The 22,305-nt window shown below is 70.0% G+C and carries 23 protein-coding genes; 16 read left to right on the top strand and 7 right to left on the bottom strand.

Annotated elements, in window-relative coordinates; all coding sequences use genetic code 11:
• The first annotated feature begins 11 nt into the window (after positions 1–11).
• From D8670_RS02730 to argF, 11 genes are all read left to right on the top strand, one after another.
• Positions 12–1,097, top strand: coding sequence for a helix-turn-helix transcriptional regulator (locus tag D8670_RS02730; RefSeq protein WP_205254024.1), 1,086 nt, complete (start codon positions 12–14; stop codon positions 1,095–1,097).
• A 147-nt stretch (positions 1,098–1,244) separates the two neighbouring features.
• The gene (locus tag D8670_RS02725) at positions 1,245–1,988 is read left to right on the top strand and encodes a DUF7096 domain-containing protein (RefSeq protein ID WP_121816572.1); all 744 of its coding nucleotides are present in this window, start codon (positions 1,245–1,247) and stop codon (positions 1,986–1,988) included.
• Between the two features lie 330 nt (positions 1,989–2,318).
• Complete coding sequence (locus tag D8670_RS02720) at positions 2,319–3,566, top strand: argininosuccinate synthase (RefSeq protein WP_121816571.1); 1,248 nt, start codon at positions 2,319–2,321, stop codon at positions 3,564–3,566.
• 2 nt (positions 3,567–3,568) lie between these two features.
• A complete protein-coding gene (gene argH / locus D8670_RS02715; RefSeq protein WP_121816570.1) occupies positions 3,569–5,020 on the top strand; it encodes an argininosuccinate lyase in 1,452 nt (483 codons plus the stop codon).
• Positions 5,021–5,216: 196 nt separating this feature from the next.
• Positions 5,217–5,381, top strand: coding sequence for a lysine biosynthesis protein LysW (lysW, locus tag D8670_RS02710; RefSeq protein ID WP_121816569.1), 165 nt, complete (start codon positions 5,217–5,219; stop codon positions 5,379–5,381).
• Positions 5,382–5,453: 72 nt separating this feature from the next.
• Complete coding sequence (gene lysX / locus D8670_RS02705) at positions 5,454–6,326, top strand: lysine biosynthesis protein LysX (protein WP_121816568.1); 873 nt, start codon at positions 5,454–5,456, stop codon at positions 6,324–6,326.
• Positions 6,326–7,372: an N-acetyl-gamma-glutamyl-phosphate reductase gene (gene argC / locus D8670_RS02700; protein ID WP_121816567.1), complete on the top strand. Its 1,047-nt coding sequence runs from the start codon at positions 6,326–6,328 to the stop codon at positions 7,370–7,372. Before lysX ends, argC begins: the two co-directional genes overlap by 1 nt.
• Positions 7,373–7,411: 39 nt before the next feature.
• Positions 7,412–8,278: an acetylglutamate/acetylaminoadipate kinase gene (locus D8670_RS02695; protein WP_121816566.1), complete on the top strand. Its 867-nt coding sequence runs from the start codon at positions 7,412–7,414 to the stop codon at positions 8,276–8,278.
• Positions 8,275–9,402 carry an aspartate aminotransferase family protein gene (locus tag D8670_RS02690; protein WP_121816565.1) on the top strand — a complete coding sequence of 376 codons (1,128 nt, stop codon included), beginning with the start codon at positions 8,275–8,277 and terminating at the stop codon, positions 9,400–9,402. Before D8670_RS02695 ends, D8670_RS02690 begins: the two co-directional genes overlap by 4 nt.
• Positions 9,399–10,487 carry a [LysW]-lysine hydrolase gene (locus D8670_RS02685; RefSeq protein ID WP_121816564.1) on the top strand — a complete coding sequence of 363 codons (1,089 nt, stop codon included), beginning with the start codon at positions 9,399–9,401 and terminating at the stop codon, positions 10,485–10,487. Before D8670_RS02690 ends, D8670_RS02685 begins: the two co-directional genes overlap by 4 nt.
• On the top strand, positions 10,484–11,398 hold the full coding sequence (gene argF / locus D8670_RS02680) for an ornithine carbamoyltransferase (RefSeq protein WP_121816563.1): 915 nt from the start codon (positions 10,484–10,486) through the stop codon (positions 11,396–11,398). The genes D8670_RS02685 and argF overlap by 4 nt, the downstream gene beginning before the upstream one ends.
• 36 nt (positions 11,399–11,434) lie before the next feature.
• On the opposite strand, the gene D8670_RS02675 is transcribed toward argF, so the two are convergent.
• Positions 11,435–11,908 (bottom strand): hypothetical protein, encoded by a 474-nt coding sequence (locus D8670_RS02675; protein WP_121816562.1) that lies wholly within the window; start codon positions 11,906–11,908, stop codon positions 11,435–11,437.
• A 117-nt stretch (positions 11,909–12,025) separates the two neighbouring features.
• On the bottom strand, positions 12,026–12,505 hold the full coding sequence (locus D8670_RS02670; RefSeq protein WP_121816561.1) for a histidine kinase: 480 nt from the start codon (positions 12,503–12,505) through the stop codon (positions 12,026–12,028).
• 148 nt (positions 12,506–12,653) lie between these two features.
• Here D8670_RS02670 and D8670_RS02665 point away from each other — a divergent pair, with 148 nt between their 5' ends.
• From D8670_RS02665 to D8670_RS02650, 4 genes are all read left to right on the top strand, one after another.
• The gene (locus D8670_RS02665; RefSeq protein WP_121816560.1) at positions 12,654–12,896 is read left to right on the top strand and encodes a DUF8001 family protein; all 243 of its coding nucleotides are present in this window, start codon (positions 12,654–12,656) and stop codon (positions 12,894–12,896) included.
• 64 nt (positions 12,897–12,960) lie between these two features.
• Positions 12,961–13,344, top strand: a complete 384-nt coding sequence (locus D8670_RS02660) for a Sta1 family transcriptional regulator (RefSeq protein WP_121816559.1) — start codon at positions 12,961–12,963, stop codon at positions 13,342–13,344.
• A 96-nt stretch (positions 13,345–13,440) separates the two neighbouring features.
• Entirely contained in the window at positions 13,441–14,754 is a 1,314-nt protein-coding gene (gene thrC / locus D8670_RS02655) for a threonine synthase (RefSeq protein ID WP_121816558.1), read from the top strand.
• A gap of 71 nt (positions 14,755–14,825) precedes the next feature.
• A complete protein-coding gene (locus D8670_RS02650; RefSeq protein WP_121816557.1) occupies positions 14,826–15,074 on the top strand; it encodes a hypothetical protein in 249 nt (82 codons plus the stop codon).
• A gap of 22 nt (positions 15,075–15,096) precedes the next feature.
• Here D8670_RS02650 and serA read toward each other — a convergent pair whose 3' ends face one another.
• Positions 15,097–16,686 (bottom strand): phosphoglycerate dehydrogenase, encoded by a 1,590-nt coding sequence (gene serA, locus D8670_RS02645; protein WP_121816556.1) that lies wholly within the window; start codon positions 16,684–16,686, stop codon positions 15,097–15,099.
• Positions 16,687–16,805: 119 nt separating this feature from the next.
• On the opposite strand from serA, the gene serB reads away from it, so the two are divergent.
• A complete protein-coding gene (gene serB, locus D8670_RS02640; RefSeq protein ID WP_121816555.1) occupies positions 16,806–17,483 on the top strand; it encodes a phosphoserine phosphatase SerB in 678 nt (225 codons plus the stop codon).
• 168 nt (positions 17,484–17,651) lie between these two features.
• Here serB and D8670_RS02635 read toward each other — a convergent pair whose 3' ends face one another.
• From D8670_RS02635 to D8670_RS02620, 4 genes are all read right to left on the bottom strand, one after another.
• The gene (locus tag D8670_RS02635) at positions 17,652–18,374 is read right to left on the bottom strand and encodes a DUF7978 family protein (protein ID WP_121816554.1); all 723 of its coding nucleotides are present in this window, start codon (positions 18,372–18,374) and stop codon (positions 17,652–17,654) included.
• Positions 18,375–18,508: 134 nt separating this feature from the next.
• Positions 18,509–19,750 carry a homoserine O-acetyltransferase MetX gene (gene metX, locus D8670_RS02630; protein ID WP_121816553.1) on the bottom strand — a complete coding sequence of 414 codons (1,242 nt, stop codon included), beginning with the start codon at positions 19,748–19,750 and terminating at the stop codon, positions 18,509–18,511.
• Positions 19,747–21,048 carry an O-acetylhomoserine aminocarboxypropyltransferase/cysteine synthase family protein gene (locus tag D8670_RS02625; RefSeq protein WP_121816552.1) on the bottom strand — a complete coding sequence of 434 codons (1,302 nt, stop codon included), beginning with the start codon at positions 21,046–21,048 and terminating at the stop codon, positions 19,747–19,749. The genes metX and D8670_RS02625 overlap by 4 nt, the downstream gene beginning before the upstream one ends.
• Before the next feature lie 94 nt (positions 21,049–21,142).
• Complete coding sequence (locus tag D8670_RS02620) at positions 21,143–22,186, bottom strand: pentapeptide repeat-containing protein (RefSeq protein WP_121816551.1); 1,044 nt, start codon at positions 22,184–22,186, stop codon at positions 21,143–21,145.
• Positions 22,187–22,305 lie beyond the last annotated feature (119 nt).

Genomic DNA, 22,305 nt, shown 5'->3' with positions numbered 1-22,305 from the left:
AGCGGGAAACGATGCACGGCACGACGAGGTCCCTGCTTGCGCTCTTGGTCGCGACCGCGCTGGTAACGGCCGGCGTCGGAACCGCCCTCGCGACCGCCGGTGCGACGCCGGCCGCGGGCGAGGATCCGGATCCGAACGCCCTTCACCAGAGCGTCGAGACCGACGAGATCCGCATCCTCGTGTCCGTCGACGAGAACGGGACGGCGCGCTGGGAGATGCAGTACTGGACCAGACTCGACGACGACAACTCGACGCAGGCCTTCGAGGACCTGCAGCGCGACGTCGAGGAGAACCCGGAGAACTACACGTCGCGGTTCCGGGAGCGCATCGAGCGCACCGCCGCCGCCGCGGAGAACGAGACCGGTCGAGAGATGTCGGTCCGCGACGTGAGCGTTCGGGCGGAGACGCGGTCGATCCCGCAGGAGTACGGTGTCGTCACGTACTCGTTCACCTGGGAGCGCTTCGCCGCAGTCGACGGCAGCGAGATCCGGATCGGCGACGCCATCCGCGGGTTCTTCCTGAGCGACGAGACGCGCATGACCGTCGAGTGGCCGGCGGGGTACGAGGCGTCCGTCGTGTCGCCGGACGCCGACGACAGCGGCGACCGGTCGGTCACCTGGCGGGGGTCGCAGACGGACTTCGGGACCGACGACCCCCGGATCCTGCTCGGCCCGTCGAACGGGGGAGACGGCGCCGACGGCGACTCCCCCGACGCGTGGATGCTCGGTGCGCTCGCGCTCGTCGGCGCGGTCGGCGTCGCCGCCCTGGCGTACTGGGCGCGGCACCGAGACGCGAGAGGCGACGAGACGACCGGGGCGACCGGCGGCGGTGGCGACGCCGACGCGGCAGGCGAAGGCGACGGCGACGCGACCGACGACGGACCGCCGCCGGAACTGCTCTCCAACGAGGAGCGCGTCCTCCGGCTGCTCGACCAGCAGGGCGGGCGGATGAAACAACAGGAGGTCGTTCAGGCGCTCGACTGGACCGAGGCCAAGACCAGTCAGGTCGTGAGCGACCTCCGGGACGAGGGGAAAGTAGAGAGCTTCCGCCTCGGTCGGGAGAACGTGCTGTCGCTCCCCGACGAAGGCGAGGAGTAACGGGTCCGGCAGTCGCCGAATAGCTCCCTCGCACCGGCAATCGGGCGACTGCACCGGGATGAACCGTCTTGAATCCGCCTTAATCGGGGTTGATCCGGAGCGAGGGAGTGTCAGTTATATGGAGAGCGGTCGCGTACGACCGGGTAGATGGAACGACGCACCCTCCTCGCGCTCGCCGTCCTCGCCGCCGCGCTGGTGGCGGCGCCCGCCGCCGCGTTCGCGGGAGCGGACGGGAGCGTACCGCAGGACGACGACGACGCGAACGACGGGAACGAATCGGTCGCACCGGGCGAACGCCTCGCCGGCGTCGTCGGCGTGCAGGGCGCCGAGATCGACGGCGAGATGGAGGAGCGGACCTTCGGCGTCCGCGTCGCCGCCGCCGCGAGCGACGAGGCGCGGGCCTCGATTGTGGCCGGGGAAATCAACGACACCGAGGAGCGCCTGACCGAGCTCGAACAGCGCCGGGCCGAGCTGGAGCAGGCCCGCGACAACGGGTCGATCTCCGAGGGCCGCTACCGCGCCGAACTGGCGAAGGTCGCCGCGGAGATCCACACCGTGCAGCGCATGGCGAACGCGAGCGAGAACGCCGCCGAGGGGATCCCCGCCGACGTCCTCGAAGCCAACGGCGTCGACGCCGACGCGGTCCGGTCGCTGCGCGATCGCGCCGAGAACCTCTCCGGTCCCGAGGTCGCCGAGATCGCTCGCTCTATCGCCGGTGAGAATCCCGGTTCGCCTGCGGGACGAGACGTCGGGCCCGGCGACCGCGGTCCGGGCGAAGGCGTCGGGAACGAGACGACGGCAGACGAGACGACGACCGGCGAAAACGGAACCACGACCGCCGACAACGAGACGGCGTCCGACGACAGCGAGACCGCGGACGACGAGCCGTAACGCCGATCCGACGGCCGCGAGGCGCGCGGCGTAACTTTTGCCCCGCCGGAAGGGTTTAATAGCCCAGTACCGCTACGTGGACTTACCGATGGCACGGTCTCGCCGCGCCGCGCTCGCGACGGCCGCGAGCGGCGGGTCCGGCGCCCCTTCTCCGCGACCGCGACCGCGACGACCGGGCCTCTTCTAGGCCCACCTCTACTCCACTACTTCGACCCGATTCGCAACGAACCCCTGAGAACGCTTTAGGCCGCCTATAGACATCTCTGCGTATTTCTTTTATAAACTAAAAGGAAGGATTTAAGCCCCTGAAGGGGCTCTCTCCGGGTACAAATGGAACGCGTGGCACTCGCCTTCTCGGGCGGACTCGACACCACAGTATGCGTCGGACTGCTCGAAGAGGAGTACGGGTACGACGAGGTCATCGGCGTCACCGTCGACGTCGGCCAGCCCGACGAGGAGTTCGAAGAAGCTGAGGAGACCGCCGAAGCGCTCGACGTCGACCAGTACGTGGTCGACGCGCGAGAGGAGTTCGCCACGCTCTGTCTCGACTCGCTGAAGGCCAACGCGACCTATCAGGGCTACCCGCTGGGCACCGCGCTGGCGCGCCCGGTCATCGCGAACGCCATCCTCGAGACCGCGAAGGAACACGACTGCGACGCCGTGGCTCACGGCTGCACCGGCAAGGGCAACGACCAGCTCCGCTTCGAGGCGGTGTGGCGCGACTCCGACCTCGACGTCATCGCGCCCGTCCGCGAACTGGAGCTCACCCGCGAGTGGGAGATAGAGTACGCGGAGGAGCGCGGCCTCCCCGTCGAGAGCGGCAACGAGGGCGACTGGTCGATCGACACGAACCTCTGGAGTCGCTCGGTCGAGGGCGCGAAGCTGGAGGACCCGGGCTACGTCCCACCGGAGGACATCTACGAGTGGACGGACGCGCCCGGCGAGGCCGGCGAGGCCGAACTCGTCGAGATCGAGTTCGCGGACGGCGAGCCCGTCGCCGTCGACGGAGAGGAATACGGCCCCGTCGAACTCATCGAGTACCTCAACGACCTCGCGGGCGCGTACGGCGTCGGTCGCACGGACATGATGGAAGACCGCATGCTCGGCCTGAAGGTGCGCGAGAACTACGAGCACCCCGCCGCGACCGTCCTGCTCAACGCCCACGAGGCGCTCGAAGGCCTCGTGCTCACGCAGGAGGAGCGCGACTTCAAGGCACAGGTCGACCAGCAGTGGTCGAACAAGGCGTACCAGGGCCTGATCGACGCGCCGCTGGTCGGCGCGCTCGAGGGGTTCATCGACGAGACCCAGTCCCGCGTCACCGGCACCGTGACGATCAAACTCGAAGGCGGGAGCGCCCGCCCGGTCGGCCGCGAGAGCGAGTACGCGGCCTACTCCGAGGACGCCGCCTCGTTCAACACCGAGACCGTCGAGGGCCAGGGCATCACCCAGAAGGACGCCACCGGCGTCGCGAAGTACCACGGCTTCCAGGGCCGCCTGGCGAACAAGGTCATCGACGCGAAGGACAAGCAGACGCTCGCCACGGACGGGAGCGGAGCGAGCGACGGGACGGAGGAGTGAGGATGTCCGAGGGGAACTCAGGCGACGTCGTCCGCCGGGACCGCTTCAGCGGCGGCCCCGCCCGGGAGTTCCTCTCCTCGCTCGACGCCGACCGGCGCATCTTCGCGGCCGACCTCGCGGTCGACCGCGCGCACGTCGTGATGCTCGCCGAGCAGGGGATCGTCGACGGCGGGACGGCGGACGAGATACTCGCCGCGCTGGACGAGGTCGAGGACGTCGGCCACGGCGCGCTCCCCGAGGGCGAGGACGTCCACGCCGCCATCGAGACGGCGGTCATCGACCGCGTCGGCGAGGCGGGCGGGAAGATGCACACCGCCCGCTCGCGCAACGACGAGGTGGCGACCTGCATCCGCTACCGCCTGCGCGAGGACGTGCTGGACGCCGCGGAGGCGACGCTGGGGTTCCGCGAGGCCCTGCTGTCGGCGGCCGAAGCCACCACCGGGGCGGTGATGCCCGGCTTCACGCACCTCCAGCCCGCCCAGCCGACCACCGTCGCGCACTGGCTCTGCTCCTACGAGTCGGCCGTCGCGCGCGACACCGAGCGCCTGCTCGACGCCTACGACCGGATCAACCGGTCGCCGCTCGGCGCGGCGGCGTTCGCGGGGACGCCCTTCGACGTCGACCGCGAGCGCACCGCCGAGCTACTCGGGTTCGACGCCGTCGTGGAGAACTCGATGGACGCGAGTTCCGCCCGCGACTTCCTGCTGGAGGCGACGGCGGCGCTGGCGAACCTCGCCACGACGCTGTCGGGGCTCGCCGAGGACCTGATCGTCTTCGCGAACAAGGGGTACGTCGACCTGAGCGACGACTACTCGTCGACCTCCTCGATCATGCCCCAGAAGAAAAACCCCGACACGCTGGAGCTCGTCCGCGCGACCGCGGGCGACGCCGCGAGCGGGGTGAACGGCCTGCTGACCACGCTGAAGGGGCTACCCCGCGCGTACAACCGCGACCTGCAGCGCGCGACGCCGCACGCCTGGGAGACGGTCGACGCCGTCGTCGAGGCGGTCGACGTGGCGGCCGGCGCGGTCGCCACCGCCGACTGGGACGAGGCCGCGCTCGCGGACGCCGCGGGCGAGGGGTTCTCGACGGCGACCGGCGTCGCCGACCTGCTGGCGATGCACGGCCTCCCGTTCCGTACCGCCCACGAGATGGTAGCGGTGGCGGCCGAATCGGGGGCCGATTACGACGCGCTCGACGCCGCGGCCCGCGAGGTGCTCGGCGACCCCCTCGCCGAGTACGTCGACCGCGAGGACGTGGAGGCCGCACTCGACCCCGCCGAGAGCGTCGCCAGTCGCGACTCGACCGGCGGCCCCGCGGCGGCCGCGGTGGCCGACGCGCTCGACGCCGCCGAGGCGACGCTGTCCGCCGACGCGGACGCCGTCGAGTCGAAGCGGTCCGCGCTCGCCGACGCCGAGGACGCCCTCCGTACGGAGGTGAGCGAGTATGCGTGACCGACCGATGCGACCGCCACTCCTCCCGCTACCGCCGTCCCCGCGAGGGGACAGATAACATATTCCGAAAGTGATACTCGGAACGCGAATCTCGGTTCGTTCGCCTTTCTGACGCGATTAGAGGCGGGTGCAATTACTTAATTTATCTGGTAAGTTCGAAGGTTTTAAGGTGTGCTGGCGTCGAGTAGAGGGTACAATGGCAGAATGCGTTGAGTGCGGGGCCGACGTGGACCTGCACGACGACCTCGAAGTGGGAGAGATCGTGGACTGCACCACCTGCGGCGCAGAGCTCGAAGTGACCGACACCAACCCGCCGGTCCTCCAGAAGGCCCCCGAGCTGGAGGAGGACTGGGGGGAGTAAGGTGACGGACGAGACGACTTCCACGCGCGTCCGAAAGGGCGCGACGACCGCAGCGACATCGGAGACACGCACATGAACGTCGGAATGCTGTACTCCCGGATCCGCAAGGACGAGAAGCTGCTCCTCTCGGAGCTGCGCGACCGGGGCCACGAGGTCACGAAGATCGACGTCCGGAAACAGCAGTTCAACATCGAGGACGCCCCCGAGAAGTTCGAGGGCCTCGACGTGGTGCTGGACCGCTGTCTGGCGACCAGCCGGAGCCTCTACGTCACGCGGTTCGCGGAGGCCTACGGCGTACCCGTCGTCAACAGTCCCGACACCGCGGAGGTGTGCGCGGACAAGGTGAAAAACAGTCTCGCGCTGAAGGGCGCGGGCATCCCCACGCCGAACACCGACGTGGCGTTCACCAAGGACGCCGCGATGGAGACGATCGAGGAGTTCGGCTACCCCTGTGTCCTCAAGCCCGTGATCGGCTCCTGGGGCCGCCTGATGGCGAAGATCGACGGCCGGTCGGCCGCCGAGGCCATCCTCGAACACAAGGCGACGCTCGGCCACTACGAGCACAAGGTGTTCTACGTCCAGGAGTTCGTCGAGAAGCCCGGCCGCGACATCCGGGTGCTGGCGACCGACGGCGAGCCCGTCGCCGCCATGGTCCGCTCGTCGGACCACTGGCTCACGAACGCGGCGAAGGGCGCGGAAACCGCCGAGTTCGAGCTCGACGACGAGGCCAGAGACCTCGTCGAGCGCGCGAGCGACGCGGTCGGCGGCGGCCTGCTCGGCGTCGACCTCATGGAGACGGGCGACTCCTACACCGTCCACGAGGTCAACCACACCGTCGAGTTCAAGGCGCTGAACGACACGACGGACGTCGACGTGCCCGGCGCGGTCGTCGACTGGCTGGAGGCGAGAGTCGAGCGCGAACAGGGCCAGGAGGTGACGGCCTGATGGCGGGCGAGTCGCTCTCGGCGTCGGTCGTCGGCGGCAGCGGCTTCACCGGCGGCGAGCTCCTGCGGCTGATCGACGCGCATCCGCGCCTCGACGCGCAGCAGGCGACCAGCCGGAGCTACGACGGCAAGAGCGTCGGCTCCGTCCACCCGAACCTCCGGGGCACCGACCTGCGCTTCTCCGATCCGGCGGACCTGGAGAGCGTGGACGTGCTGTTCACGGCGACGCCGCACGGCGTCTCGATGGAGCGGATCGACTCGTTCCGGGAGGTGGCGGACACCGTCGTGGACCTCTCGGCGGACTTCCGGCTCGACACCGAGGAGCAGTACGACGAGTGGTACGACGGCCACAGCCGGCCCGAACTGCTCGACGAGGCGGCGTACGCCCTCCCGGAGATCAACCGCGAGAACCTCGAAGGGGCGGACCTGATCGCCTCCGGCGGCTGCAACGCCACCGCGACGATCCTCGGGCTCCACCCCCTGTTCGAGCACGGCGTGCTCTCGGGGGACGAACAGATCGTCGTCGACGTGAAGGTCGGCTCCTCGGAGGGCGGCGCGGGCGGCGGCGAGGCCTCGTCGCACCCGGAGCGCTCGGGCGTCGTCCGCCCGTACGCGCCGAAGGGGCACCGCCACGAGGCCGAGATAGAGCAGTTCCTCGGAACGTCGGTGTCGTTCACGTGCCACGCCGTGGACATGATCCGCGGCGCGTCCGCGACCTGCCACGTGTTCCCGGACGGCCCCGTCTCGAAGGGCGACCTCTGGGGCGCGTACCGCGAGTCGTACGAGGAGGAGCCGTTCATGCGGCTGGCCGCCGGCGGGAGCGGCGTCTACCGCTACCCCGAGCCGAAGGCGGTCGCGGGGACGAACTACGGCGAGGTCGGCTTCGAACTGGACCCCTCGAACAAGCGCGTCGTCGCGTTCTCGGCCATCGACAACATGATGAAAGGCTCCGCCGGACAGGCGGTCCACGCGGCCAACGTCGCGCTCGGCTTCGAGGAGACGGCGGGTCTGGAGTTTCAGGGACTCCACCCCGTCGGCGCACCCTGATTTTATGAACGCAGCACCAACTACGGAGGTTTTCGTACCATGACAGTAGTAGTCAAGATCGGTGGCGCGCGCGCCGTCGAACCGGAAGGCGCACTGGCGGACGTCGCCCACCTCACGGCCAACGGCGAGGACGTCGTCGTCGTCCACGGCGGGTCGACCGCGGTGGACGAGACGCTGGAGGAACTGGGCGAGGAACCGGAGTACGTCGAGACGCCCGGCGGCGTCGTCGGGCGGTTCACCGACGAGCGAACCATGGAGGTGTTCGAGATGGTGATGCCCGGGAAGCTGAACACCGACCTCACCGCCGCGCTCCAGAACGAGGGCGTCGACGCGGTCGGCCTCTCGGGCGTCGACGGGAAACTGCTCACCGGGCCGCGGAAGTCCGCGGTGCGGGTCGTCGAGGACGGCAAGAAGAAGATCAGACGGGGCGACCACTCCGGCACGATCGAGGACGTGAACGCCGACCTGCTGGAGACGCTGCTCGCGGGCGGCTACACGCCGGTCGTCACGGTGCCGATGCTGTCCGGCGAGGGCACGCCGGTCAACGCCGACGCCGACCGCGCCGCCGCGGCCGTCGCCGGCGCGCTGGAAGCGGACCTCGTCGTTCTCACCGACGTCGCCGGGATCTACGAGGACCCCGACGACGAGTCGACCGTCATCGACGAGGCGACGACGCCCGCGGAGTTCGAGCGCGTCGAGGACGCCGCGGAGGGGTTCATGACGAAGAAGGTGATGGCGGCGACCGAGGCGCTGGAGGGCGGCGCGGCCTCCGTCACCGTCGCGGACGCGAACCTCAACGACCCCATCGTCGGCGCGCTCGACGGACAGGGGACGACGATCACGCCCGGCGCGGTCGGCGCGGAGGGTCCTGACGGGGCGGACGTCGCCGAGGAGGACCTCCTGTGACGGGGTTCATCTTCTCCGAGAAGCCGGTCCGGATCGAGCGCGGCGAGGGCGCGTACGTCTACGACGAGGGCGGGAACGAGTTCCTCGACGTGGGAGCGTCGTACGCCTGCGTCCCGCTTGGGCACGGCCACCCGGCCGTTCACGAGGCCGTCACCGAGCAGTTCGAGAAGCTCACCTACGTGCAGGCGTCGTACCCGAACTCGGCGCGCACGGCGCTGTACGAGCGCCTCGCCGAGACGGCTCCCGACCCGATCGGCAAGGTGTGGCTCTGCAACTCCGGCACCGAGGCCAACGAGGCCGCGCTGAAGTTCGCCCGCTCGGCCACGGGGAACGCCAAGATCGTCGCGACGATGCAGGGCTTCCACGGCCGCACGATGGGGTCGCTCGCGACCACGTGGAAGAACAAGTACAAGGAGCCGTACGAGCCGCTGATCGACGGCGTCGAGTTCGTCCCGTACGACGACGAGGAGGCGCTCGCCGAGGCGGTCGACGACGAGACGGCCGGCGTCATCGTCGAACCGGTTCAGGGCGAGGGCGGCATCAATCCCGCCTCCGCCGAGTACCTGCAGGCGGCCCGCGAGATCACCGACGAGGCCGGCGCGGCGCTGATCTTCGACGAGGTCCAGACCGGCCTCGGCCGGACGGGGACGCTGTGGAACTGCGAGCAGGCGGACGTGGTCCCCGATATCCTCACGTCGGCGAAGGGCCTCGCCAACGGCCTGCCGATGGGCGCGACGCTGTGTCGCGACTGGATCGCCGAGGACTACGGCTCCCACGCCTCGACGTTCTCCGGCGGTCCGGTCGTCTCGGCCGCTGCGGAAGCGACCGTCTCGACCGTCGTCGAGGACGATCTGCCGGCCCACGCCGGGGCGATGGGCGACTACCTGCAGACCGAACTGGCGGCGGCGCTCGGCGACGAGGTGCGCGAGGTCCGCGGCGAGGGGCTGATGGTCGGCGTCGAGGTCGGCCGCGGCGCGAACCGCGCGCTGAAGGAGCTCGCGCTGAACCACGGCGTGCTCGCCCTGCCCGCGGGCCGGACCGTCGTGCGCCTGCTCCCGCCGCTGACGATCGGGGAGGAGCACGTCGACCGCGTCGTCGAGGCGATGGAGGACGTCGTCGGATGAGCGCGACGGCGACCGTCTCGGCCGACGAGGCGCGCGAGCTACTCGTGGACCTCGTCTCCATCCCCTCGCCCACCGGCGAGGAGGCGGCGGCGGCCGAGCGCCTTGTCGACTTCTTCGAGGCCCACGACCGCGAGGCGTGGACCGACGAGGTGGGCAACGTCCGCGCCCCCGCCGACGACTCCGTCCTGCTCACCTCGCACGTCGACACCGTGCCGGGCGAGATCCCGGTGGAGATCGACGAGGACGGCGGTCCGTCAGAGACGGACCGAGACGGAGCCGGTGAAACCGGCGAAGTGCTGTGGGGCCGCGGCTCCGTCGACGCGACCGGGCCGCTCGCGGCGATGGCCGCCGCGGCGGTGCGCACGGGCATCTCCTTCGTCGGCGTCGTCGGCGAGGAGACCGACTCCCGCGGCGCGCGCCACCTCATCGAGGACCGCGACGCGCCCGACGCCGTCGTGAACGGCGAACCCAGCGGCTTCGACGGCATCACGCTCGGCTACCGCGGCTTCCTCGCGGGCACCTACGTCGCGACGAGCGAGTCCGGCCACACCTCCCGCCCGGAGCCGAACGCCATTCAGGACGCCATCCGCTGGTGGTCCCGCGTCGAGGACGCGTTCGAGCCTGACGAGTGGGAGCCCGTCTTCGAGCAGGTGACGACCAAGCCCGTCTCCGTCGACGGCGGGTTCACGGCGGACGGCCTCTCCGTCGAGGCGACGATGGACGTGCAGCTGCGCATCCCGCCGGAGATGACCGCCGAAGCGGTGCGGGAGATAGCCGACGGCGAACTGGAGTCCGGTACGGTCACCTGGGAGGAGCCGATCCCGCCGGTGATGGAGAGCCCCCGGAACGACGTGGCGCGGGCGTTCCGCGTCGCTATCCGGGACGAGGGCGGCGACCCGCGGCTCCTCCGCAAGACCGGGACCAGCGACATGAACCTCTACGCGAGAGCCTGGGACTGCCCGATGGCGACGTACGGCCCCGGCGACTCCGACCTGGACCACGCGCCGAACGAACACCTCGATCTCGGCGAGTTCGACCGCTCCGTCGCGGTGCTCGAAGCCGTCGCCGAGGACCTCAAAGCATGACGAGACACTACCTCGACGTCGACGACCTCTCCGAGGACGAACTGGAAGCCGTCCTCGACCAGGGCGCGGAGTACAAGGAACAGCTCGCGGCCGGCGAACCCCACCGCGACCTGCGGGACCGGACGCTCGGCATGCTGTTCCAGAAGCCCTCGACGCGGACCCGAGTCTCCTTCGAGACGGGGATGACGCAGCTCGGAGGCCACGCCGTCTTCCTCGGCGAGAACGACATCCAGCTCGGCCGCGGCGAGCCGCTCAAGGACACCTCGCGGGCGCTCTCTCGCTACGTCGACGTGGTGATGGCCCGGGTGTTCAAACACGCCAACGCCGAGGTGCTGGCGGAGTCCGCCGACGTGCCGGTCGTCAACGGCCTGACCGACGACGCCCACCCCTGCCAGACGCTGGCCGACCTGCTGACGATCCGCGAGACGATGGGCGGGTTCGACGGCGTCTCGGCGGCGTGGATCGGCGACGGCAACAACGTCGCTCAGTCGTTCGCACTCGGCTGTGCGCTGACGGACGTCGACCTCACGGTCGCCACGCCAGAGGGGTACGGCATCGACGACGACGTCGTCGAGCGCGCGAACGACCTCGGCGGCGACCCGACGATCACACAGGACCCCGTCGCCGCCGCCGAGGACGCCGACGTCATCTACACGGACGTCTGGATCAGCATGGGCCAGGAGGACGAACGCGACGTGCGGATGGACGACTTCGAGGGGTTCCAGGTCTGCGAGGAACTGCTCGACCGCGCCGCCCCGGACGTCTCCGTGATGCACTGCCTGCCCGCCCACCGCGGCGAGGAGATAACCGACGACGTGATGGAGAGCGAGCGGGCGCTCGTCTGGCGGCAGGCGGAGAACCGGATGCACGCCCAGAAGGGGCTGCTCGCGTGGCTGCTGGACGAGGCGTAGCGGCCGCCCCGATTCTCCCGCGATCGACTGTCCCGACTACCTGACGAGTGCGGCGAACGCCGCGCCGGTGAGACCGCCCCAGACGACGTGTCCGACCAGCGGCATAACCCCGAGGAACGGTGCGGCGGGCGCGTTCGCGAGGCCGACGCCGTTGAGCCACAGGGGCCAGAGGAAGACGATGTTGACCGCCCAGAGGAGCGCCCCGAAGCCGACGCCGAGGCCGGCGTTGCGGAACGGGCGGCGCGAGACGGCGCGGAGCGGCTCGCGGTCGAGCACGAGGCCGAACAGCCCGCCGAACAGCGCGCTGTGGAACACGTGCGCGACCCAGCCCGCCGAGAGGCTGGGGTCACCGAGCGTGTACATCGCGCCGATGGCGGTCATGCGCTCCAGTCGGAACTGGATGAGGAGGCCGAAGACGAGTCCGGCGACGACGCCGGCGACCGCGCCGTACAGCACGTAGGAGTTGTTCCGCTCGGGTTTCGCGTAGGCCGACTCTTCGGAAGTTGCCATACCACGTACTGTATCGGCGTGCGGAAAACTATATCTCGTTGATGTGTGCGGGACACACCGTCGCCGAACCGTTATGTACGGTTTATTGACAGCTAAAAAGCGTGGTGGCCGAAGGCGTTACCGGAGCGCCGCGTACGTCGCGCCGAGGACGCCCCCGTAGACGACGTGGCCGACGAGGCTCAGCGGGTTGAAGTTCGGGACGGCGGGCGCCATCGGGAAGCCGACGGCGTCGAGCCATATCGGCATCACGACCGCGGCGAGGACGACCCAGAGGACGACGCCGTACGCGACTCCGAGGGCGGTGCCGGTGCCGACGGAGTCCGAGTACTCGCGGAGCGCCCCCGCGCTCGCGATGGCGGCGAAGACGACGCCCAGCACTGCGGAGTTCGACATGTGGACGACCCAGCCCGCGAGCCCGCCGGAGAGTCCCCACAGCGCCGGGATGGCGTTCTCGATGACCGGCGTCATCTGCATCGTCAGCATGATCCCCATGGCGAACCCGCCCGCGATCCCTCCGACGACGCCGGCCTGCCACGCTTCGAGGCCGCGTGCGGTGTCAGTGTCTGTGCGACGGTCGGTAGCTGTTTCCTGTGCCATGGGAATGAATGGCACGAGCACGCGTAAAGGACCGCGGCGGTGCGGCGTCGGCCGCGCACTGGGCCACAAGAGTTATGTGTGATACTGTCTGACACACGCCGATCCGGGAACACTGATAGCTCTGGAGTGCGATCTGTCGCCAACGACGATGGCTGAACCACTACGTGCGACGGCTGGAGAACTCGGCGCGGACACCATCCTCGACGCGCTCAAGGACGGGCGGCGGGTGGTCATCGAGACCGAGATGCTCGGCTCGGAGTACACGGTGACGCTCCGGCACGACGGAACGGTGTACTACTGCGACACGCCGACGACGCTTCACAAGCACGAGGAGGAGTCCGAGATGCGCCGCTGCATCGAGAACCAGGGGTACATCGAAGCGGAGGGGTGACGGCCGGTGCGAAAGGGACGCCGCTGCCGCGAGTTTTAACCCCGCTCCCGCCGAACTGGAGGGCATGAGTGACTCCGAGTCGCCTCAGGACATGGGCGACCTGTTGGAGACCGCCGAGCCCGAGTTCCGGGACGTGATGACCTGCGTCTTCGACATCCAGGACCACGAGACGCGGACGTACCTCGCCCTGCTCGATCACCCCGGGAGCACCGTCGAGGAGCTCGCCGAGGAACTCGACCGCGACCGGAGCAACGTCAACCGCTCGCTGACCACGCTGATGGAGAAGGGCCTCGCCGAGCGCGAGCGGCGCCTGCTCGATCCCGGCGGCTACGTCTACCAGTACACCGCGACGCCGCTCCCGGAGGCGAAGACGATGCTGCACGAGGCGCTGGACCAGTGGGCGGAGGTCGTCCACGACTCCATCGACTCGTTCGGCGCGGAGTCGTAGCCCGGGCGTTCGCACCGGCGGGCGCCCCGTTGCCGACCGCGGCGGGTCTCGCGCGGAGCGGACCGTTTTTCCCCGCCCGCCCCGTTGCTCACCCTAATGAGCTCCATGACGCTCTCCGCCGAGGCCGACGCCGTCCCCGACGAGGCAGACGACGGCGTCTGGCTCGCCTGCATCGAGTGTGGCGCGACGTTCGCGCCGTTCGACGCGATCCGGTACCGCTGTGACGACTGCGACGGCCTGCTAGAGGTGCGATACGCCGACCCGGCGACGTTCGACGACTTCGAGGGCGAGGGGGTCTCCGGGAGCGGCGCGAGCGGAGGCTCGTCGGTGCACCGCTCCGACGGTGTGTGGCGCTACAGCGCCGCCCTGCCGTTCGAGGTCGGCGTCACCCTCCCGGAGGGCGACACGCCGCTGCACGAGGTCCCCCGCCTCGAATCCGAGGTCGGCGTCGACCGCCTCCGCGTCAAGCACGAGGGGATGAACCCGACGGGCAGCTTCAAGGACCGCGGGATGACCGTCGGCGTCCGCGTCGCCGAGGAACTCGGCGTCGACCGCCTCGCCTGCGCCTCGACCGGCAACACCAGCGCCGCGCTGGCCGCCTACGGCGCCCGCGCCGGCCTGGAGACGCTCGTCCTCCTGCCCGCCGGCAAGGTCGCCGCCGGCAAGGTCGCGCAGGCCAGCCTCCACGGCGCACGCATCCTGGAGGTCGACGGCAACTTCGACGCCTGCCTGGACATCGTGCAGGACCTCGCGGAGCGCGGCGAGGCGTACCTGCTCAACTCGCTGAACCCGTTCCGTCTGGAGGGCCAGAAGACCATCGGCCTGGAGATCTTAGAGGAGTTCTACGAGGACGAGGGTCGGTTCCCCGACCGGATCGTCCTCCCCGTCGGCAACGCCGGCAACACGGCGGCGCTGTACAAGTGCTTCCGCGAACTCGTCCGGAGCGGCGCGCTCGACGAGGACGAGGTGCCGAAGCTCACCGGCGTGCAGGCCGAGGGCGCCGCGCCGATGGTCGAGGCCGTCGAGAACGGCTGGGACGACACCGAGCGCTGGGACGAGGTCGAGACGCGCGCGACGGCCATCCGCATCGGCAACCCCGTCAACGCGCCGAAGGCCCTGCCCGGCATCCGCGAGACGGGCGGCACCGCCGTCGCGGTCTCCGACGAGGCGATCACCGACGCCCAGCGCGCGCTCGCCGCGGAGGGCGTCGGCGTCGAGCCCGCCTCCGCCGCCTCCGTCGCGGGCCTGCGAAAGCTCCGCGAGGAGGGCGTCGTCTCGGACGACGAGGCCGTCGTCTGTCTCACCACCGGCCACCTCCTGAAGGACCCGGACGCCGCCGCGGCGGCCGGCGGCGACCCCGAACCCGTGCCGAACGACACCGACGCCGTGCTGGAACACCTCGACGACTAGAACGGCGTCATACGGGCGGCGGACGGCCGTCTGCCGGGGTGTTTTGCCACTCCGTAGCATAGTTCGCGGCGATGGAGACCGACCAGCCAGAGCCGGCGGACCGACTCCCGGAGTACGCCGACGCCGCCGAGGGCGTCGCCCTCCGCACGCAGGTGGCCCAGCTGCGAGCGGAGGTGGTGCGCCTCGAAGCGGCCCTCGACCGCGAGCGGCGACGGCGACAGACGATGATAAACCGGTACGAGAAGCTGCTGCGCGAGCGCGACTGCGACTGCACCGGCGAGCGGCGGGGCGACGGACCGCTACGTCGCCTCCTGAAGTAGCGGCCGCCCGCGTCGCCGCCGCCTACTCCTCGACGCCGTTCAGCGAGATGTACTTCACTTCGATGATGCGCTCGTCGGCCTCCAGCGTCTCGAACGCCGCGTCGGGGACGGCGCTGTCGACGTTGTACACCGTCAGCGCCTCGCCGCCGATGGTCTCGCGGGCGTTGTACATGCCGGCGATGTTGACCTCGTGGTCGCCCATGACGCTGCCGATGAGGCCGATGACGCCCGGCTCGTCCGTGTTGCGCGCGACCATCATCTTGCCGCCGGGGATGGCGTCGACGCGGTAGCCGTCGACGCGGACGATCCGGGGGTCGTTGTCGGCGAACAGCGTCCCGTCGACGCTGATCGACTCCTCGCCGTCCGACACCGTCACGGTGACGAGGCTCTGGAAGTCCTCGGCCTGCCGGGTCTTCGACTCCGTCACCTCGATGCCGCGCTCCTCGGCGATCTGGGGGGCGTTGACCGCGTTGACCTGCCACTCCAGGGGCTGGAACACGCCCTTCAGGCCGCTCGCGGTGACGAGTTCGACGTCCTCCTCGGCGATGTCGCCCTCGTAGCGCACTTCGACGGTGGAGATGCGGCCGTCGAACAGCTGCGCGGCGATCTTGCCGGCGGTCTCGGCGAGGCCGATGTACGGCTCGACGCGGGGGAACGCGCTCTCGTCGATCGAGGGGGCGTTCAGGGCGTTGACGACCGGCTCCTCGTCGAACGCGGCGACGACCTGCTCGGCCGTCGAGACGGCGACGTTCTCCTGGGCGGCCTCCGTCGACGCGCCGAGGTGGGGCGTGACGACGACGTCCTCCACGTCGAGCAGCGGGTTGTCGGGGGAGACGGGCTCGTCGGCGAACACGTCGATCGCGGCCCCGGCGAGCACGCCGTCCTCGACGGCGGCGGCGAGCGCGTCCTCGTCGACGACGCCGCCGCGGGCGCAGTTGACGAGGTAGCCGCCCTCCATCTGGGCGAGTTCCTCCTCCCCGATCATGTCCTCCGTCTCGGGGGTCAGGGGCGTGTGGACCGTCAGGAAGTCGGCGCGGTCGAGACAGTCGTCCAGATCGACCAGCTCCGCGCCGAGCTGGGCGGCGCGCTCCTCGCTGATGTAGGGGTCGAACGCGACGAGGTCCATGCCCAGCGAGTCGAGCTTCTTCGCGACCTCCTGACCGACGCGGCCGAGGCCGACGACGCCAAGCGTCTTGCCGTTGACCTCGGTGCCGAGGTAGTCGCCTTTCGCCCACTCGCCGCCCTTGAGGCGGACGTGGGCCTGGGGGATCGACCGGGCGGACGCGAACGCCATCGCGACCGTGTGCTCGGCGGCCGCGCGGACGTTGCCCTCCGGCGCGTTGGCGACGATGACGCCGTGTTCGGTCGCCGCGTCGATGTCGATGTTGTCGACGCCGATGCCGGCGCGACCGACGATGACCAGTTCGGGGGCGGCCTCGAAGACCTCCTCGGTGACTTCGGTGCCCGAGCGGACGATCATGGCGTTGGCGTCCGCGACCGCCTCCAGCAGTTCGTCGCCCTCGATGTCGTACGCGGTCACGACCTCGTGGCCCGACTCCCTGAGCCGGTCGAGGCCCGCATCCGCGATGGGGTCTGTGACGAGTACCTTCATGGGAGACAGGATAATCGCGGCACTGTTAACGCTTCCTTTGTCGGCACGCCCGGCGAAATCTGCCGCTCGACGGGCGTCGGATCGCTTCCTTTTCAACGCTGCCCGCGGAACTCCGCTCCATGACAGTCGTCGCGTTCGACTTCGACGGAACGCTCTCGGACTCGGAGATGACCGTGCTCCTCGGGGAGCGCTACGGGGTCGCCGACCGGATGGCGGAGATAACGGAGCGGGCGATGAACGACGAGATAGACTACGCGACCAGCGTCCGCGAGCGGGCGGCCCTGCTGGAGGACCTCCCGCAGGAAGACGCCGAGGCGGCGTTCGGCGAGGTCGTCCTGCGCCCCGGCGCGGCGGACCTCATCGCCGCCCTGCGGGAGGCGGGCGTCCACGTCGCCATCCTCACCGGCGGGTTCGAGCGCGGCGTCGAGGCCGCGCTGGAGAAGGAGGGCGTCGGCGTCGACAGCATCGTGGCGAATCGGTTGCCGATGGAAGGCGAGGCGCAACGCGCCTCGGGAGACGCGAGCGGGCAAATCCTGCGAGCGCTGACGGGCGAGGTCGAGGGGCCGCTCATCGAGGGGACGAAAGACGACGCGCTCGAAGCGCTCGCCGACGACCTCGGTGTCGCGATGGACGACACCATCGCGGTCGGCGACGGGGCGAACGATCTGCCGATGCTGCAGGTCGCGGGACAGGCGATCGGGTTCGAGCCAAAAGACGCCGTCCGTCCGCACTGCGACGTGGTCGTCACCCGGATGGACCGGCTCCAGACGCTGCTCGAAGAGGACGGCGTGCTGTAGCGGGGCTGGTACGGGGGCGCTCGCGAGTGGCGGCGTCGGAGTCGGTGGCGACCGCCGCGGCGGCGCCGTCGCTCCGGGAAGCGATCCGACGGTCGCGAAAACGGATCGGCGTAACGCGACGCCCGCGACGCAGCGTCGTCGCGAGGAGTCGGTCGAAACGGTCGCCGCTCAGTTCAGCGCGTCGGCGAGTTCGTCGAACAGGAGGTTCTTTTTCGCGATGGCGCCGCCGACAAGGCCGAACACGACGGGGTAGAAGACGCCCGCGTAGAGGGCGGCGTCGGCGAGGCTGACGCCCACTTCGAGGTTACCCGGGACCTCGTCGAACTTGTCCGCCAGGGGCTCGGAGCTCTGGATGATCGACGTGATCATCTGCTCGTCGGTGAACGAGTGCGACATCAGCACGGCCGCGACGAGCGACAGGACGAGGTACGGCAGGGCGACCGACACGCTCGCGGCCACCAGTTCCGTGAGGTCGTCCGGGTCGGTCCACGACGTGACGAGGTAGCCGGCGCCGACGAGAAGGATGACCGGCAGGAACAGGATCAGCACCTGCAGGAGCCACCCGCCGAAGCTGAACGACGACGAGAGTGTGTTGACCGGGAGCGTGCCCAGCCCCACGGCTTCCCCGCTCGCCTCCAGACCGACGCCGTGGCTGGCGAAGAAGTACCACCCGGAGACGATCCAGGCGGCCGGACCCTCCTCCATCGGGCCCGACACGGTCATCGAGAACGTCACGATCTGGCGGTAGAACAGGTACGCCAGCACGAACGCGCCCCCGCCGGTGATGGTTCCTTCCGGCAGCCGGAGCTTGTCGACGAAGCTGGCCTGGTTCTCCCGGTTGACGGGGTCTTGTACGCTCTCCGACGGAGTCGGCGGTTCCTCACGAGACATGTACGTGGAAACACACAAACATATCATAAAAGATTTTCCTTCATACAGTATATTTCCGAAAATACTCGCAGACAGTTCCAACGCTGGATTCGACGTTCCGCGGTCGCCACCCGGACGACGCCGACGGCGGAGGGCTACGAGAACAGGCTCGTGTGGACCGGCGCGAAGTCGGTGCCGTCGTCCTCGTCGTCGGCGGTGTCGGTGATCGACCGGCCCTCCACGCCGTCCGCCAGGAAGTCGGCGACGGGCGGGCCGACGTTCTCGGGTTCGACGAGGAAGGCGTCGTGGCCGTGGTCGGAGTCGATGACGTGGTGGGCGACGGGGATGCCGGCCTCGCGGAACGCGTCCGCGAGCGACTCGGCCTGCTCGCTGGTGAAGTGCCAGTCGCCGGTGAAGGAGACGACGAGCGCCTCGCCCTCGAACGCCGCGAGCGCGGCCGCGTCGGAGTCGTAGCCGGCGGCGAGGTCGTAGTTGTCCATCGCCCGCGTCAGGTAGAGGTAGCTGTTGGCGTCGAACCGGTCGACGAACTTGTCGGCCTGGTAGTCGAGATAGGACTCCACGTCGCGGTACGGGAAGAAGCCGGCCGCGGGGTCGCTGGGGAACACGTCGCGGGCGGCGTCGCGGCCGGCGGCGCGGCGGCCGAACTTCTTCTCCATCGACGCCTTCGAGAGGTACATCACGTGGCCGAGCTGGCGGGCCAGCGCGAGGCCGTCGTCCGGGTGGTCGCCGCCGTCGGGCGAGTCCGGCGAGCCGTCGTAGTAATCGCCACCGTTCCAGTTCGGGTCCGTGGTGATGGCCCGCCGGGCGACGGCGTCGAGCGCGAGGCACTGCGGGTCGAGGCGGGCCGCGGTGGCGACCGGGATCAGGCGGTGGACGTCGTCGGGATATTGCTTCGCCCACTCCAGCACGTTCATCCCACCGACGCTACCGCCGACGACCGCGTGGAGGCGGCCGACGCCGAGCTCGTTCAACACCAGCCGCTGGGCGCGCGTCCAGTCCGTGACGGTGACCGGCGGGAACGACGTGGCGTACGGCTCGCCGGTCTCGGGGTTCTCGCTCGCCGGCCCCGTCGTGCCGTAGCACGAGCCGGGGACGTTGACGCAGACGACGTAGTACTCCTTCGCGTCGATCGCCTTGCCCGGGCCGACGATGTCGTCCCACCAGGCGCGGGCCTGGCCGCCGGTGTCGGGCGCTTCGCCGTCGCTGAGCCGGCGGTTGGCGACGTGGGCGCTCCCGGTGAGCGCGTGGCAGACGAGGACGGCGTTGTCGCCGGTGAACTCGCCGTACGTCTCGTACGCGACCTCCAGCGAGGGGATCGACTCCCCGTTCTCGAACTCGAACTCGCCGAGGTCGACGGTGCCCGCGGTCGCCTTCATCGTGTCGCGGCCTCGATCCCCCGCTCCACGTCGGCGAGGATGTCCGCGGGGTCCTCGATGCCGACGGAGAAGCGGATCAGGTCGGTCGTGACGCCCGCCTGGCGCTGCTCCTCTGGCGACAACTGGCCGTGGGTCGTGCTCGCGGGGTGGATGACGAGCGTCTTCGCGTCGCCGATGTTCGCGAGGAACGAGGCCAGGTCGACGTTCTCGCAGAACGCCTTGCCCGCCTCGTAGCCGCCTTCGAGCCCGAACGCGATCATCCCGCCGTAGCCGCCGTTGAGGTACTCGCTCGCGTTGTCGTGGGTTTCGTGGTCCTCCAGCCCGGGGTAGGTGACCCACGCCACGTCGTCGTGGTCCGCGAGGTACTCAGCGACGATGGCGGCGTTCTCGCAGTGGCGTTCCATCCGCAGGGGGAACGACTCCAGGCCCTGCAGCGTCTGCCAGGCGTCGAACGGCGACTGCTGATCGCCGAGGCTCCGGAGCGACCGGTACCGGACGGCCTGCGTGAACGGCGCGTCGGGGAAGTCCCGCGAGAAGTCGGTGTCGTGGTACGCGGGGTTCTGGCCCGCGACCTCCTCGTAGCCGTTCGCTTCCCAGTCGAACTCGCCGTCCTCGATCAGCGCGCCGCCGACGGTCGTGCCCGAGCCGTGGAGCCACTTCGTCGTCGACTCCCAGACCACGTCCGCGCCCGCTTCCAGCGGGCGACAGAGCGCGGGCGTGGCGAACGTGTTGTCGACGACCAGCGGCGCGCCGTGCTCGTGGGCGATCTCGGCGACGCGCTCGAAGTCCGGCGTGACCAGCGAGGGGTTGCCGATGGTCTCGACGTGGACGTAGGCGGTGTCCTCGTCGATCGCCGCCTCGTAGGCGTCGTAGTCGAGGGTCTCCACGAAGCGCGCCTCGATGTCCCGGCGCGAGGCGGTGTGCGAGAGGTACGCCGTCGTCCCGCCGTAGGTGTCCGTCGAGCAGACGACGTTGTCGCCCGCCGCCGCGAGGACGAGCGTCGCCGCGTCGAGCGCGGCCATGCCGCTTGCCGTCGCCACCGCGCCCGTACCGCCTTCGAGGCTCGCGAGGCGCTCCTCCAGCGTCCGCACGGTCGGGTTGCTGATGCGCGAGTAGATGTGGTCCTCGGCGTCCAGCGCGTAGAGGTCCGCCGCGCGGTCGGCGTCCTCGAACACGTACGACGTCGTCTGGTACAGCGGCGGGGCGCGGGCGCCCGTCGCGGCGTCGGGCGCTTCCTGCCCCGCGTGTACGCTCCGCGTGGAGAGGCCCGGCTCCGCGGACTCGTCGTCGTCAGTCATGTATCTCGCTCATATATCTACACACGCATATAACCCGTAGTTACGGCAAGATTCGCAAATCTTGCCACTGAGTATCACAGGGCGGCGCGTCGCGTCACCGCGCGCTCCGCGTGAGCACGAACACCAGCAGCGCCATCAGGAGCGACCCGACCAGCGACTCGACGGCGGCGATGGCTCTCGCCCACTCCCCGATCGGCTGCATGTCGCCGTAGCCGAGGGTGGCGAACGTGACGGCGCTGAAGTAAAGGCTCTTGAAGAAGACGAGCGACAGCGCCCACAGCGGCGCGTCCGCCGGATCCTCCAGTTGGTACGTGATGGCGCTCTCCGCGGTCGACTCCTGAATGCCGCCGGTGATCGGGTACAGCACGGCACAGAGGACCATCAGCGCGATCGACGCGGCGATCACCCGCCACGGGCTCGCGCCGTAGCGCATGACCAGCCGCGATCCCTCAAACCGGAGCGCGTGAACGTACGCGCCGGTCGCCCAGGCGACCCGTCGCCGCAGGTCCATCTCCCGGAGGAAGTACTCCTGCGAGCGCCCGGGCAGGACGTTGTCCCGCCAGACGCGCTGGAGTTCGCGGTACGTCGCGATGGCGGGCTCCGAGTGGGACGTCACCTCGACGGGGTCGTCGGCCGCCGTCGCCAGTTCGTCGTACACGACGCGGTGGCCGAACGCCGTCGCGTCGTCGAGGCGCACGTCGGTGAACGCCGCCCGATAGAGGCGGGCGTCCCGGAAGTTCGCGCCCCGGAGGTCGGCCGACGTGAACGTCGCGTCCTCCAGATCAGCCCCCTCGAAGGTCGCGTCCCGGGCGCTCGCGCCGCGGAAGTCCGCCCGGCGAAGCCCGGTGTCGACGAACGACGACCCCGCGAGCGTCGCGTCGGCGAAGTCGGCGTCGTCGAGGCGACACCCCGCGAGGAGGTCGGCGTCGACGAGCGTCACCCCCCGGAGCGTCGCGCCGTCGAGGCGCTCGCCCGGCCGGGGGTCGGCGGCGACGAGGTCCACTTCGCGCTTCCCGCCCACGTCGGCGTGCCAAAGACACCGCTCGGCGTCGTTCCACGTCGGTCGCCAGCAACAGACCGCACCGCCGCCCATCGCCGTCCCCACGTCGTGCTCGTACCCGCATCGGTCCCCTTGCATGCGGCGCGTACGTTCTTGAGTGGTATACGTTCGCCGGCAGCCACCCGGTAGCAGCCTGCACTCCCACTCGAGGTCACTCCGCCGCGGGCGAACCTTTTCGTTCTGGGCGTCGCCGTGCT

This window comes from Halostella limicola (assembly GCF_003675875.1).
Lineage (GTDB): Archaea > Halobacteriota > Halobacteria > Halobacteriales > Natronoarchaeaceae > Halostella > Halostella limicola.
This window is presented reverse-complemented; position numbering and strand designations above follow the sequence as displayed.

Bases quoted from the DNA above. Each gene is read 5' to 3' on its own strand.
- D8670_RS02730 (WP_205254024.1), top strand. From the start codon at position 12: ATGCACGGCACGACGAGGTCCCTGCTTGCGCTCTTGGTCGCGACCGCG.
- D8670_RS02725 (WP_121816572.1), top strand. From the start codon at position 1,245: ATGGAACGACGCACCCTCCTCGCGCTCGCCGTCCTCGCCGCCGCGCTG.
- D8670_RS02720 (WP_121816571.1), top strand. From the start codon at position 2,319: ATGGAACGCGTGGCACTCGCCTTCTCGGGCGGACTCGACACCACAGTA.
- argH (WP_121816570.1), top strand. From the start codon at position 3,569: ATGTCCGAGGGGAACTCAGGCGACGTCGTCCGCCGGGACCGCTTCAGC.
- lysW (WP_121816569.1), top strand. From the start codon at position 5,217: ATGGCAGAATGCGTTGAGTGCGGGGCCGACGTGGACCTGCACGACGAC.
- lysX (WP_121816568.1), top strand. From the start codon at position 5,454: ATGAACGTCGGAATGCTGTACTCCCGGATCCGCAAGGACGAGAAGCTG.
- argC (WP_121816567.1), top strand. From the start codon at position 6,326: ATGGCGGGCGAGTCGCTCTCGGCGTCGGTCGTCGGCGGCAGCGGCTTC.
- D8670_RS02695 (WP_121816566.1), top strand. From the start codon at position 7,412: ATGACAGTAGTAGTCAAGATCGGTGGCGCGCGCGCCGTCGAACCGGAA.
- D8670_RS02685 (WP_121816564.1), top strand. From the start codon at position 9,399: ATGAGCGCGACGGCGACCGTCTCGGCCGACGAGGCGCGCGAGCTACTC.
- argF (WP_121816563.1), top strand. From the start codon at position 10,484: ATGACGAGACACTACCTCGACGTCGACGACCTCTCCGAGGACGAACTG.
- D8670_RS02675 (WP_121816562.1), bottom strand. From the start codon at position 11,908: ATGGCAACTTCCGAAGAGTCGGCCTACGCGAAACCCGAGCGGAACAAC.
- D8670_RS02670 (WP_121816561.1), bottom strand. From the start codon at position 12,505: ATGGCACAGGAAACAGCTACCGACCGTCGCACAGACACTGACACCGCA.
- D8670_RS02665 (WP_121816560.1), top strand. From the start codon at position 12,654: ATGGCTGAACCACTACGTGCGACGGCTGGAGAACTCGGCGCGGACACC.
- D8670_RS02660 (WP_121816559.1), top strand. From the start codon at position 12,961: ATGAGTGACTCCGAGTCGCCTCAGGACATGGGCGACCTGTTGGAGACC.
- thrC (WP_121816558.1), top strand. From the start codon at position 13,441: ATGAGCTCCATGACGCTCTCCGCCGAGGCCGACGCCGTCCCCGACGAG.
- D8670_RS02650 (WP_121816557.1), top strand. From the start codon at position 14,826: ATGGAGACCGACCAGCCAGAGCCGGCGGACCGACTCCCGGAGTACGCC.
- serA (WP_121816556.1), bottom strand. From the start codon at position 16,686: ATGAAGGTACTCGTCACAGACCCCATCGCGGATGCGGGCCTCGACCGG.
- serB (WP_121816555.1), top strand. From the start codon at position 16,806: ATGACAGTCGTCGCGTTCGACTTCGACGGAACGCTCTCGGACTCGGAG.
- D8670_RS02635 (WP_121816554.1), bottom strand. From the start codon at position 18,374: ATGTCTCGTGAGGAACCGCCGACTCCGTCGGAGAGCGTACAAGACCCC.
- metX (WP_121816553.1), bottom strand. From the start codon at position 19,750: ATGAAGGCGACCGCGGGCACCGTCGACCTCGGCGAGTTCGAGTTCGAG.
- D8670_RS02625 (WP_121816552.1), bottom strand. From the start codon at position 21,048: ATGACTGACGACGACGAGTCCGCGGAGCCGGGCCTCTCCACGCGGAGC.
- D8670_RS02620 (WP_121816551.1), bottom strand. From the start codon at position 22,186: ATGCAAGGGGACCGATGCGGGTACGAGCACGACGTGGGGACGGCGATG.